A 13047-nucleotide genomic window follows, 5' to 3' on the forward strand; every position below is an offset into this window, starting at 1 on the left:
CCGGCGGGTCGTTTAGACCGGGCGGATATTGCTGGCTTTTTCGCCCTTCGGGCCCGTGCTGCGCTCGAACGAGACGCGCTGGTTTTCCGACAGGCTCTTGAAGCCTTCCGTCTGTACGTCCTGGAAGTGGGCGAACAGGTCGGCGCCACCGCCGTCAGGGGTGATGAAGCCGAAGCCTTTGGAATCGTTGAACCATTTTACGGTGCCGGTTTGAACTGTCATGTGAAATCCTCGATAAATATAAATGATGGGCAGTGCCCGAAAGCGCACGTCAGACAAACCATACAAACCGAGGGATCAGACAGGAATTACCGCAGGGGCAAGACGGGAGAGAGGCCAACAATTACGTACTTCGCTTGAAGTGCAGCACTCAATATACACGGGTATCGGCCGTTCACCTAACGATTAATTTATTTATTTCGCCAGCGCCCGAGCGGGATCGGCCTGGCGCAGGCGTATGCTGCGTGCATCCCTCGACGCGAGTTTTGCTGAACGGTCCCACGAAAAGGCCACAATGCTTGAACACGGACCGATACGCCTGGCGGATTTTATCGAAGAGAATATGGAGCCGATCCTGCAGGCATGGGAGGATTTCGCCCGCACCATCGAGCCTCCCGCGCTGACGATGGACGACGAAGCGCTGCGCGACCATGCGCGGCAGATGCTGCATGCGTTCGCCAGGGACCTCAAGACACCGCAGACGCCGTTGCAGCAGTCGGAGAAATCCATGGGCCGGGGCGCGCGCGGTCATCGCGACACCGCCGCCGAGACGCATGCGGAAGCGCGCCTGCTGTCGGGCTATACGGTCGTGCAACTGGTGCCCGAATACCGCGCGCTGCGGACCAGCGTGCTGACGTCCTGGTCGGCGGTCCGGGCCGGCGGCGCCACCGACCTGCCGGACGTGACCCGTTTCAACGAGGCCGTCGACCAGGCCCTGGCCGAATCGGTGGCGCGCTACGAGCAGATGGTGAAACAGTCGCAGAACATGTTCCTGGCGATCCTGGGCCATGACCTGCGCAATCCGCTGGGCACGGTCGTCACCGGTTCGAGCTTCATCATGCAGGCCGTCGACATCCCGCCGAAGTACATCCTGGCGGCCAACCGCATCTTCAACAGCAGCCAGCGCATGAACCGGCTGATCGCCGACCTGATCGATTTCACGCGCACCCACCTGGGCCCGGGCATTCCCGTCAAGGTGCGCCAGGCCAACCTGGCGCGCGTCTGCCGCACCGTGGTCGACGAGCTGCGCACCTGTCACCCGGAACAGATGGTTGCCATGACGGCGCCGGAGCACCTGGACGCGATCTTCGACGAAGGGCGGATCGCGCAGGTATTGTCCAACCTGGTCGGCAACGCGATCCAGTACGGCACGCCGGGCGCCCCGGTAACGGTCAGCATGGTCGCCGACGACAGCAACGCCACGATCGCCGTGAACAATCACGGCCCCGTCGTGCCGGCGGACCGGATTCCCGCGCTGTTCGACCCGATGGTCAGGATGGCCAACGATACCCCCGACACACTGGTCGAACGTACTAGCCTGGGATTGGGATTGTTCATTGCGCGCCAGATCGTACAGGCGCATGGCGGGCACATCGACGTGGTGTCGAATGCCCAGGAAGGCACCACGTTTACCGTCACGCTGCCGCGCCAGCCGGGCACGTTCCTGGCGCCCCGGCCGGGGTCGGGGGCAAGGCCAGGGGAGGGCGCCGCGATGGCGCCAGCCGGGATCAGCCCAGCGGATTGACGACGAACGCCGGCATCGGCGTCTTGCTGCTGGCGCACTCGAGGAACTTGTCGGCGGCCTTCAGCGCCTCGTCGATGGTCACGTCCATGTCCAGGTAGCGGTAGGTGCCGAGCCGGCCCACGAACGTCACGTTGGTTTCGTTCTGGGCGATGTTCAGGTACTTTTCCAGCTGCAGCTTGTCGCGCGCCATGCGGATCGGGTAATACGGCGTATCGTCCTGTTCGCACTGGCGGCTGTACTCGAAATAGCAGACCGTGCCTTCATGCTGTTCCCACGGCGAGAAGTGCTTGTGCTCCGTGATGCGGGTGTAGCGCTGCGAATTGTCGCAGTAGTTGATCACGGCATTGCCCTGGTAGTCGCCCTGTTCGCGCAGCACTTCGAAGTCGAGCGTGCGGTATGGCAGGTGGCCTTCCTGGTGGCCGAACCACTTGTCGATCGGGCCGCTGTAGAACACGTGGGCGTAATCGCCTTTCATGGCCGGATCGAATGCCGTATTCAGGTGCACGGTAATGCCGTCGCCCGCCAGCATTTTCTCGACGATCTCCGTATAGCCGTTGGCCGGCATGCCCTGGTATTTGTGGCTGAAGTAATTGTCATCGTAATTGAAACGCACCGGCAGCCGCTTCAGGATGCTGGCCGGCAGCTCGCTGGGCTGCATGCCCCATTGCTTGACGGTGTAGGTCTTGAAGAACGCCTCGTACAGCTCGCGGCCGACGAAACGCAGCGCCTGGTCTTCGAACGTGACGGGATTTTCAATCGTCTTGTCGCCCAGCGACGCGAGGAACTGCTGCGCCTCGGCGGGACGGAAGGTCTTGCCGAAGAACTGGTTGATCGTCAGGAGATTGATCGGCAAGGTGAACACGCGGTTGTTCGTGATGGCCTTGACGCGGTTGGTGAATGGCTTGAATTCGCCGAAGCCATTGATGAATTGCCACACGCGTTCGTTATCGGTGTGGAAAATATGCGGGCCGTAAACGTGCACCATCACGTTCGTTTCCTCGTCGCGCTGGGAATGACAATTGCCGGCGACGTGGGAACGCGATTCGAACACTTCGACCTGGTAGCCTGCTTTGGCGAGCTGGTGCGCGATAACCGCGCCCGAGAACCCGGCTCCGATAATTGCTATTTGCTTGTTCATCTCGCTTGCTCTTTTGTAGTTTTGTGGAACGGATTGATAGGGCGCTCCCCACGATGGAACATAGGTCAACTGGGCAGCAGGACGTGATCAGAATAGCACCATCGGCAAAAAAGCGTTGCACTGTAGACCACAAGAAAAAACCGATTCCGTGATTAATCCGATAACGCCGGACCCGTCCACGCCCCCCAATCGTGCGCGGGATTTTTGTAGCCACTTTGTAACGTACGTTGACAGCCGCCGCGGCGGGGCCGCGACCCGCATGCCGCGTCGCCACAGGCACCGGCCGCTGCCATCGGCGCCGATCTTCCGGTAACGTACTGTTTCCAAGCTGTAAATGTAAGCAAAGGCGCGGGAAGCGCCGAATCTGCTGTGATAGAGTCGTTTCGACCATCCGCATACCGCATCGATCACAGCAAAAGCAAGGACTTCCACGATGACGCCAGCAGCGCCCTCGAACCCTCCCGCACCACCCCGCCGCAGCCGTCGCGCCCGCCTCATCGGCACCATCATCGCCGTGCTGGCGATGACCGGCCTCGGCTGGCTGGCCTGGCACCTGACGCACCGTCCGCCTGCCCAAGGCACCGGCGCCATGGCCGGTCCGGGCGGTCCGGGTGGTGCTGGCCCGGGCGGACCCGGCGGCCCAGGCGGGCGGCGCGGCGGTCCGGCCACCACGGTCGGCGTCGCCACGGCGGCTCTGGCCGACCTGCCCGTCACGCTGGACGCGCTGGGCACGGTCACAGCCGCCGCGACCACCACCGTGCGGCCGCAGGTGTCCGGCATCCTGCAGAAAGTGCTGTTCAAGGAAGGGCAGCTGGTCAAGGCCGGCCAGGTACTGGCGCAGATCGACCCGCGCCAGTTCGAGATGGCGCTGTTGCAGGCGACCGGCCAGCGCCAGCGCGACGAGGCGCAGCTGGAAAACGCCCGCCTGACGCTGGAGCGCTATCGCACGCTGCTGGCGCAGGACTCGATCGCGCGCCAGGAGGTCGATACGCAGGCGGCCCTCGTCAAGCAGTTGCAAGGCACCGTCATGACGGACCGCGCCGCCGAGGGCACGGCGCGCCTGAACCTGGGCTACACGAAGGTGGTGGCACCGATCACGGGCCGCGTGGGCCTGCGCGTCGTCGACGTGGGCAATCTCGTCAACTCGGGCGACGCCACCGGCATTGCCGTCATCACGCAGCAGTCGCCCATCGACGTGGAGTTCGCGATCCCGCAGGACAGCGTACCGGCCATCATGAGCCGCGCCAACACGGGCGCGGTGCTGCCGGCCGTGGCGTACGACCGTACCCGTACCGAAGTGCTGGACGAGGGCCGCTTCTCCGCGCTGGACAACCAGGTCGACACGCAGACCGGCACCGTGATGGCCAAGGCGCGCTTCGACAACAGCAAGATGACGCTGTTCCCCATGCAGTTCGTCAACGTGCGCCTGGAGATGCGCAGGATCCGCGACGCCGTCATGGTGCCCGTGACGGCGCTGCGGCACGGCAGCACGGGCGACTATGTCTACGTCTTGAACGGCGACCGCACCGTGTCGCTGCGGCCAGTCAAGCGCGGCCAGGCCACCGTGGAGAAGGTGCAGATCGTGACCGGCCTGAAGGCAGGCGAACAGGTCATCACGGAAGGCGCCGACCGCCTGAAGGATGGCGCCAAGGTCACGCTGCCGGGCGACAAGCCGAATGGCGCTCGCCGTGGCGACGGCAAGGGCGGCACCGGCCAGCGCGAGCGTGCCGCCACCGCGCCGGCCGGCACGCCGGACGTGGCGCCGGGATCGGTGGCGCGCGACGCGGCCAACATGCGCCCGCACCGCACCGACGACAAGGCCGCCACGCGCGAGCGCTCGATGCCCGAAGAGGGCGGCCGCAGCGGCCAGGGCAGCGCCGCCGACGGCACCAGCACCGCGAAGGGCGTGGGTACCTCGCCGCAGCCGCAGGGCAATCCACGATGAGTCCATCGGCACCGTTCATCCGCCGTCCCGTCGCGACGGCGCTCCTGATGCTGGCCATCGTGCTGGCCGGCCTGGTGGGCTTCCGGTTCCTGCCGCTGTCGGCCTTGCCGCAGGTCGACTTCCCCACGATCCAGGTGCAGACCCTGTATCCGGGCGCCAGTCCGGAAGTGATGGGCCAGACGGTGACGGCGCCGCTGGAGCGCCAGTTCGGCCAGATGTCCGGCCTGCAGCGCATGAGCTCCACCAGCGCGGCCGGCGTCTCCATCATCACCTTGCAGTTCGGCCTCGGCCAGACGCTCGACGTGGCCGAGCAGGAAGTGCAGGCGGCCATCAACGCAGGCGGCTCGCTGCTGCCGACCGACCTGCCGGCGCCGCCCGTCTACGCCAAGGTCAATCCGGCCGACGCACCCGTGCTGACCCTGGCCATCACGTCCGACACGATGCCGCTGACGGAAGTGCAGAACATCGTCAATACGCGGCTGGCGCTGAAGATCAGCCAGGTCACGGGCGTGGGGCTCGTCACCTTGTCCGGCGGCCAGCGCCCGGCCGTGCGCATCCAGGCCGACACGCTGGCGCTGGCCAGCCAGGGCCTGGGCCTCGACACGTTGCGCACGGCGATCTCGAACGCCAACGCCAACAGCGCCAAGGGCTCGTTCGACGGACCGACCCGTTCGTACACGATCAATGCCAACGACCAGCTGCTCACCGCCAGCGACTACAAGAACCTGATCGTGGCCTACCGCAACGGCGCGCCCGTGCGGCTGGCCGAGGTGGCCCGCGTCGTCGACAGCGCCGAGAACGTGCGCCTGGGCGCCTGGGCCAACCTGAAGCCGGCCATCATCCTGAACGTGCAGCGCCAGCCGGGCGCCAACGTCATCGCCACCGTCGATGCGATCAAGGCACGGTTGCCCGAACTGCAGGCGGGCCTGCCGACGGCGATGCGGCTGGACGTGCTGAGCGACCGCACCACCGGCATCCGCGCCTCCGTCGAGCACGTCGAGATCGAGCTGTTGCTGGCCGTCGTGCTGGTGGTCCTCGTCATCTTCCTGTTCCTGCACAGCGTGCGCGCCACCGTGATCGCCAGCCTGGCCGTGCCGATCTCGCTGATCGGCACGTGCGGCGTGATGTACCTGCTGGGCTACAGCCTGAACAACCTGTCGCTGATGGCGCTGACGATCGCCACCGGCTTCGTCGTGGACGATGCCATCGTCATGATCGAGAACATCGCCCGCTACATCGAGGAAGGCGAAACGCCGATGGCCGCCGCGCTGAAGGGCGCCAAGCAGATCGGCTTCACGATCATCTCGCTGACGGTGTCGCTGATCGCCGTGCTGATCCCGCTGCTGTTCATGGGCGACGTCGTGGGCCGCCTGTTCCGCGAGTTCGCCATCACCCTGTCGATCACGATCCTGATCTCGGCCGTGGTCTCGCTGACGCTGGTGCCGATGATGGCCGGGCGCTGGCTGACCAGCCACAAGAACGACGATCCGAACAGCTTCGGCGCGCGCGTACAGCGCTTCTTCGACAACGTGGTCGGCCATTACGACCGCTCGCTGCAGTGGGTGCTGGCGCGCCAGGGCCTGACCTTGCTGGTGGCGCTGGGCACGCTGCTGCTGACGGTGCTGTTGTACCTCCTGATCCCCAAGGGGCTGTTCCCCACCCAGGACACGGGGCAACTGCAAGCGCGCATCGAAACGGCGCAGGCCGTGTCGTACAGCCGCATGGCCGACCTGCAGTTGCAGGCGGTCGAGGCGATCCTGGGCGACCCCGAGGTGGAATCGGTCAGTTCCTTCGCCGGCGTGGATGCGGCCAACAACACGATGCTGCACACGGGCCGCATGCTGATCAACCTGAAGCGCGACCGCGGTGACCAGGCCGAGACGATGGAGCGCCTGCGCCGCCGCGTGGCCGGCGTGGCGGGCGTGACGATCTACCTGCAGCCCACCCAGGACCTGACCATCGATGCGGAGACGGGGCCGACCCAGTACCGCGTGTCGCTGGAAGGCGCCGATACGGCCACCGTCACCGAATGGGCCGGCAAGCTGACGGCGGCGATGGCGCGCAAGGCGCAGCTGCGCAACGTCACATCGGACGCCGGCGCCACCGGGGCGGCAGCCTACGTCAATATCGACCGCGATACGGCGTCACGACTGTCCGTCACGGCGGCCGCCATCGACGACGCGTTGTACAGCGCGTTCGGCCAGCGCATCGTCTCCACCATCTTCACCGAGACCAACCAGTACCGCGTGATCCTGGAAGCGGCACCGAGCAGCCTGGGCACGCCGGAAGCGCTGGGCGACCTGCAGATCCGCACGGGCAGCGGCAAGCCGACGCCGCTGTCCGCCGTGGCGACGATCGTCGAGAAGCCGGCGCCGCTGCAGATCACGCACGTGGCGCAATACCCGGCCACCACGCTGGGCTTCGACACGGCGCCCGGCGTCTCGCTGGGCCGGGCCGTCGACGAGATCCGCGCCGCCGCCGAGGAGATCAAGCTGCCCGGCGCCGTCACCTTGACGTTCCTCGGCGCCGCCGGTGCCTACCAGGCCTCGCTGACCAACCAGCTCTGGCTGATCCTGGCCGCCGTGGTCTGCGTCTACATCGTGCTGGGCGTGCTGTACGAGAGCTACGTCCACCCGCTGACGATCCTGTCGACCTTGCCCTCGGCCGGCGTGGGCGCGCTGCTGGCGCTGATGATCACGGGCCAGGACCTGGGCGTGATCGGCATCATCGGCATCATCCTGCTGATCGGCATCGTCAAGAAGAACGCCATCATGATGATCGACTTCGCCATCGAGGCCGAGCGCGAGGAAGGCCGCGCGCCGCACGCGGCGATCCACCAGGCCGCGCTGCTGCGCTTCCGCCCGATCCTGATGACGACCCTGGCGGCGCTGTTCGCGGCCGTGCCGCTGATGCTGGGCTGGGGCGAGGGCGCCGAGTTGCGCCGGCCGCTGGGCCTGGCCATCTTCGGTGGCCTGATCGTCAGCCAGGTGCTGACCCTGTACACGACGCCCGTGATCTACCTGGCGTTCGACCGGCTGGGCCGGCGCTTCGGCCGCCGCGCGCAGGATGGAGTGGTGGCGTGAACCTGTCCGAACCGTTCGTGCGGCGCCCCATCGCCACCGTGCTGCTGACCGTCGGGCTGGCGCTGGCCGGCATCGGCGCATTCTTCGTGCTGCCCGTGTCGCCGCTGCCGCAGGTCGATTTCCCCGCCATTTCCGTCTCGGCCAGCCTGCCGGGCGCCAGCCCGGACACGATGGCCAGCAGCGTCGCCACGCCGCTGGAGCGGCGCCTGGGCGTGATCGCCGGCGTCAACGAGATGACGTCCAGCTCCTCCAGCGGCTCGACGCGGATCAACCTGCAGTTCGACCTGAATCGCAAGATCGATTCGGCCGCGCGCGAGGTGCAGGCGGCGATCAACGCGTCGCGCGCCGACCTGCCGTCCACCTTGCGCAGCAACCCGACCTACCGCAAGGCCAATCCGTCGGATGCGCCCGTCATCATCCTGGCGCTGACGTCGCCCACGCGCACGCCCGGCCAGGTCTACGAGGCGGTGTCGAACATCGTGCAGCAGAAGCTGGCGCAGGTGAAGGGCGTGGGCGACGTGGAGATCGGCGGCGGCTCGCTGCCGGCCGTGCGCGTCGAGCTGCTGCCGTATGCGCTGAACCGCTACGGCGTGTCGATGGAGGACGTGCGGGCGGCCATCCAGGCCACCAATGCCAACCGCCCCAAGGGCGCGCTGGAAAGCGACGACCGGCGCCTGCAGATCTACTCCGCGCCCGCCACCGGGCCGGGCGCGCAGGCGGGACGTCCCGCGGCCGCCGACTACCGCGAGCTGGTCGTGGCCTGGCGCGGCGGCGCGGCGATCCGGCTGCGCGACGTGGCGACGGTGGAGGACGGCGCCGAGAACAAGAACACGCTGGGCCTGTACAACGGCGACCCGGCCGTCATCGTGCTGCTGCGGCGCCAGCCGGACGCCAACGTCATCGAGACGGTGGACAGCGTGCGCGCGCTGCTGCCGCAACTGCAGGAACAGCTGCCGCAGGACATCCGCCTGGCGGTGGCGTCGGACAGCACCAACTCGATCCGCTCGTCGCTGCGCGAGATCGAGCTGACGCTGGTGATCTCCATCGTGCTGGTGGTGCTGGTGGTCAGCGCCTTCCTGCGCAACGTGCGGGCCACGGTGATCCCGGCCATCGCCACGATCGTGTCCCTGCTGGGCACCTTCGGCGTCATGTACCTGCTGGGTTTTTCGCTGAACAACCTGTCGCTGATGGCGCTGACGGTGGCGACCGGCTTTGTCGTCGACGACGCCATCGTCGTGCTGGAGAACACGGCGCGCCACGTGGAGGCCGGCATGGACCGCTTCAAGGCGGCGCTGCTGGGCGCGCGCGAGGTGGGCTTCACGGTGCTGTCCATCAGCCTGTCGCTGGTGGCCGTGTTCATTCCGCTGCTGTTCATGGGCGGCCAGGTAGGCCGGCTGTTCCGCGAGTTTGCCGTCACCCTGTCGGGAGCGGTGCTGATCTCGCTGCTGATTTCGCTGACGACGACCCCCATGATGTGCGCGTGGCTGCTGAAGGCGGAGCATGAACGCAAGCCGCCGGGCCGCCTGTCCCGCGCGTTCGAGCGCGCGTTCCTGTGGCTGCAGCGGGTCTACGAGCATGCGCTGGACTGGGCGTTGCACAGCGTCTGGCTGGTCATGCTGATCCTCGTGTTCGTCATCGGCCTGAACGTCTACCTGTTTGCCGCCGCGCCGAAGGGCTTCTTCCCGCAGCAGGACACCGGGCAGCTGAACGGTGGCCTGCGCGCCGACCAGAGCATCTCGTTCCAGGCCATGCAGGGCAAGCTGCGCCAACTGGTGGACATCATTCGCAAGGACCCGGCCGTGGCGACCGTCGTCGGTTTCACGGGCGGCTCGCGCGCGGGCGGCGGCTTCATGTTCGTCAACCTGAAGCCCGCGTCCGAGCGCAGCGAATCCGGCCAGGCCGTCATTGCCCGGCTGCGCCCGCAGCTGGCGAAGGTCACTGGCGTCTCGCTGTTCTTGAATCCCGTGCAGGACCTGCGCATGGGCGGGCGCTCGTCCAACTCCACCTACCAGTACACCTTGAAGAGCGACAACCGCGCCGACCTGCAGGCCTGGGCCACCAGGCTGGCCGACGCCATGAAAGGCCAGGGCGCGCTGACGGACATCGACACGGACCAGCAGGACAACGGCGTCGAGACCTTCGTCACCATCGACAAGGAGACCGCGGCGCGCCTCGGCATGTCCGTCCGGGACGTCGACAATGCGCTGTACAACGCGTTCGGCCAGCGCCAGGTGGCGACGATCTACGATGAGCTGAACCAGTACAAGGTCGTCATGGAGGTGGCGCCGGAGTACGCGCAAAGCCCGGAAGCGCTGAAGGACGTGTACGTGCCGTCCAAGGCTACCGGCACGACGACGTCTACCAACACCAACAGCACGGCCAACAATGCGCAAGGCCAGCGCGACACGTCCACGGGCGCGGCCCTGAGCACGGCCGCCACGCAGATGGTGCCCCTGACGGCCATCGCCGGCTTCGCGGAAAGCGCGACCCCCACGTCCGTCAACCACCAGGATGGCGAACTGGCGACGACGATCTCGTTCAACCTGGCCGAGGGCTACACGCTGGGCGACGCGCAGGAAGCCGTGCAGCAGGCGGAGACCGACATCGGCATGCCGAACAACGTGCGCGGCAGCTTCCAGGGCCAGGCCAAGCAGGCGGAGGAATCGAACCGGCAGCAGCCCCTGCTGATCCTGGCCGCCATCGTCGTCATCTACATCGTGCTGGGCATCCTGTACGAAAGCCTGGTGCATCCCGTCACCGTGCTGTCGACCTTGCCGTCGGCGGGCGTGGGCGCCGTGCTGGCGCTGCTGCTGTTCCGCATGGAGTTCTCGATCATTGCGCTGATCGGCGTGTTCCTCCTGATCGGCATCGTGAAGAAGAACGCCATCCTGATCATCGACTTCGCGCTGGAGGCGGAACGGGCGCGCGGCTTGAGCGCGGTGGCCGCCGTGCGGGAGGCCTGCCTGCTGCGCTTCCGTCCTATCCTGATGACGACGCTGGCCGCCGCGCTGGGCGCGCTGCCGCTGGCGATCGGCTTCGGCGAAGGCTCCGAGCTGCGCCAGCCGCTGGGTATCGCCATCATCGGCGGCCTGGTCGCCAGCCAGCTGCTGACGCTCCTGACGACGCCAGTCGTCTACATCCTGCTCGACCGGCTGCGCCGGCGCAGCCCCGACGAACACGCGCTGGCCCGTCCGCAGGACGGCCATGCCGCCTCGCCCGTGAATCCATGAAGACCCATTTCCGCCTCATCGTTGTTGCGTGCTGCGTCGCCCTGACCGGGTGCGCCGTCGGCCCGAAGTACGAAACGCCTGCTGCCGCCAATCCGGCCCAGTTCAAGGAAGCCGAAGGCTGGGTGCCCGCGGCGCCGGCCGACGCGCTGGAGCGCGGGCCATGGTGGACGCTGTTCGGCGACGCCACCCTGGACGAACTGGCGCAGCGTATCGACGTCAACAACCAGAACGTCGCCGCGGCCGTCGCCTCCTACGCGCAGGCGCGCGCCGTGGTGGCCGAGCAGCGCGCGGCGCTGTTCCCCGTCGTCAGCCTGGGTGCTTCCGGCACCCGCTCGGGCGGCGGCGAGAGCCGGGCGGCCAACAACTACCGCGTCAATATCGGCGGCAGTTGGGAGCCGGACATCTGGGGCCGGCTGGGTGCGGGCGTCACGGGCGCGCAGGCCAGCGCCCAGGCCAGCGCGGCGGAACTGGCGTCGGCGCGCCTGTCGGCGCAGGGCGAGCTGGTCGCCAACTACATCGGCCTGCGCCAGACGGATGCGCAACTGGCGCTGCTGAACACGACGGTGGAGGGCTACCAGCGCGTGCTGCAGATCACGCAGAACCGCTTCAATGCGGGCGTCACGGCCCGCTCCGACCTGCTGCAGGCGCAGACCCAGCTGGCCAATACGCAGGCGGAACAACTCTCGCTGGTGCGCCAGCGCGCGCTGTACGAGCACGCGATCGCCATCCTGCTGGGCCAGGCGCCGGCCGAGTTCTCGCTCCCCGCGGCGCCGTGGACGCTGGCGGTGCCCGACGTGCCGGTGGGCGTACCGTCCGCGCTGCTGCAGCGCCGGCCGGACATCGCCGCGGCCGAACGGCGCGTCGCCATCGCCAACGAGCAGATCGGCATCGCCCGCGCCGCCTACTTCCCGTCGCTCAGCCTGTCCGCCTCGTACGGCTATGGCGCCAGCCAGACGGCGGGGCTGTTCAATGCGTCCAACAACCTGTGGTCGCTGGGCGTTTCGGCCGCCCAGGCCATCTTCGATGCGGGCGCCATCTCGGCCCGCGTCGAACAGACCCGCGCCGCGCGCGACGTCGCCATCGCCCAGTATCGCCAGACCGTGCTGAACGCGTTCGCGGACGTCGAGGACCAACTGGCCGCCACGCGCGCGCTGGCGCAGCAGCAGGAGCTGCGCCGCGCGGCCTCCGAGGCGGCGGACCAGGTCGAGCAGCAGATGATCAACCGCTACCGTGCCGGCCAGGTCAACTACACGGAAGTCGTCAACGCCCAGGTCACGGCGCTCTCCGCCCGGCGCGCGCTGGTACAGGTGCAGGCCGACCGGCAGACCACCGCGGTGGCGCTGATCCAGGCGCTGGGCGGCGGCTGGCACGCTGCGCAATAGCCCGCGCCAGAATTGCAGAATTGGGGACAGCCTCCAATTTCGCATGCCGCAGCAGAATTGGGGACAGCCTCCAATTTCGCATGCCGTAAATCGGAGGCTACCCCAATTTCCACAATTTCCAATTTCGCATGCCATAAATAGGAGGCTGTCCCCAATTTCGCAATTTCTCATAGCGGAAATCGGAGGCTGTCCCCAATTTCGGTCCCGCCGTGGCGCTGATCCAGGCGCTGGGCGGCGGCTGGCACGCGGCGGAGTAGCTCGCGCCAGAATTGCAGCAGAATTGGGGACAGCCTCCAATTTCCAATTTCGCATGCCGTAAATAGGAGGCTGTCCCCAATTTCGCCAATTTCCAGAAATCGGAGGCTGTCCCCAATTTCCCAATTTCCCGGAGGCTGTCCCCGATTTCGGGAATCGAAGCTGCCGCTGATTGCCCACTTCCCGGTTCCCGGGATCCGGATCCCAGCTGGCCGGTTCTCCGCTATCGCGGTTGGCCAATCCTCGCCTCGGTTCGCTTATACTGCCGGG

The 13047-nt window shown here is 67.0% G+C and carries 7 protein-coding genes; 5 read left to right on the plus strand and 2 right to left on the minus strand.

Annotated elements, in window-relative coordinates:
* Window positions 1-12: 12 nt before the first annotated feature.
* Window positions 13-222 carry a cold-shock protein gene (locus PX653_RS02525; RefSeq protein WP_277416374.1) on the minus strand — a complete coding sequence of 70 codons (210 nt, stop codon included), beginning with the start codon at window positions 220-222 and terminating at the stop codon, window positions 13-15.
* Window positions 223-562: 340 nt separating this feature from the next.
* Between PX653_RS02525 and PX653_RS02530 the strand changes: the two genes are divergently transcribed.
* Complete coding sequence (locus PX653_RS02530; RefSeq protein ID WP_371876405.1) at window positions 563-1744, plus strand: sensor histidine kinase; 1182 nt, start codon at window positions 563-565, stop codon at window positions 1742-1744.
* Here the strand turns inward: PX653_RS02530 and glf are convergent.
* Entirely contained in the window at window positions 1728-2882 is a 1155-nt protein-coding gene (gene glf / locus PX653_RS02535; RefSeq protein ID WP_277416376.1) for a UDP-galactopyranose mutase, read from the minus strand. The two genes, PX653_RS02530 and glf, sit on opposite strands and share 17 nt — an antisense overlap.
* A gap of 433 nt (window positions 2883-3315) precedes the next feature.
* On the opposite strand from glf, the gene PX653_RS02540 reads away from it, so the two are divergent.
* From PX653_RS02540 to PX653_RS02555, 4 genes are read left to right on the plus strand one after another with little or no spacing between them, the layout of a single operon-like run.
* Complete coding sequence (locus tag PX653_RS02540; protein ID WP_277416377.1) at window positions 3316-4827, plus strand: efflux RND transporter periplasmic adaptor subunit; 1512 nt, start codon at window positions 3316-3318, stop codon at window positions 4825-4827.
* Complete coding sequence (locus tag PX653_RS02545) at window positions 4824-7910, plus strand: efflux RND transporter permease subunit (RefSeq protein WP_277416378.1); 3087 nt, start codon at window positions 4824-4826, stop codon at window positions 7908-7910. Before PX653_RS02540 ends, PX653_RS02545 begins: the two co-directional genes overlap by 4 nt.
* Window positions 7907-11140, plus strand: coding sequence for an efflux RND transporter permease subunit (locus PX653_RS02550; RefSeq protein ID WP_277416379.1), 3234 nt, complete (start codon window positions 7907-7909; stop codon window positions 11138-11140). The genes PX653_RS02545 and PX653_RS02550 overlap by 4 nt, the downstream gene beginning before the upstream one ends.
* Entirely contained in the window at window positions 11137-12522 is a 1386-nt protein-coding gene (locus PX653_RS02555; RefSeq protein ID WP_277416380.1) for an efflux transporter outer membrane subunit, read from the plus strand. Before PX653_RS02550 ends, PX653_RS02555 begins: the two co-directional genes overlap by 4 nt.
* Window positions 12523-13047: the final 525 nt, after the last annotated feature.

Source organism: Pseudoduganella chitinolytica (assembly GCF_029028125.1).
Lineage (GTDB): Bacteria > Pseudomonadota > Gammaproteobacteria > Burkholderiales > Burkholderiaceae_D > Rugamonas > Rugamonas chitinolytica.

Bases quoted from the DNA above. Each gene is read 5' to 3' on its own strand.
- PX653_RS02525 (WP_277416374.1), bottom strand. From the start codon at position 222: ATGACAGTTCAAACCGGCACCGTAAAATGGTTCAACGATTCCAAAGGC.
- PX653_RS02530 (WP_371876405.1), top strand. From the start codon at position 563: ATGGAGCCGATCCTGCAGGCATGGGAGGATTTCGCCCGCACCATCGAG.
- glf (WP_277416376.1), bottom strand. From the start codon at position 2,882: ATGAACAAGCAAATAGCAATTATCGGAGCCGGGTTCTCGGGCGCGGTT.
- PX653_RS02540 (WP_277416377.1), top strand. From the start codon at position 3,316: ATGACGCCAGCAGCGCCCTCGAACCCTCCCGCACCACCCCGCCGCAGC.
- PX653_RS02545 (WP_277416378.1), top strand. From the start codon at position 4,824: ATGAGTCCATCGGCACCGTTCATCCGCCGTCCCGTCGCGACGGCGCTC.
- PX653_RS02555 (WP_277416380.1), top strand. From the start codon at position 11,137: ATGAAGACCCATTTCCGCCTCATCGTTGTTGCGTGCTGCGTCGCCCTG.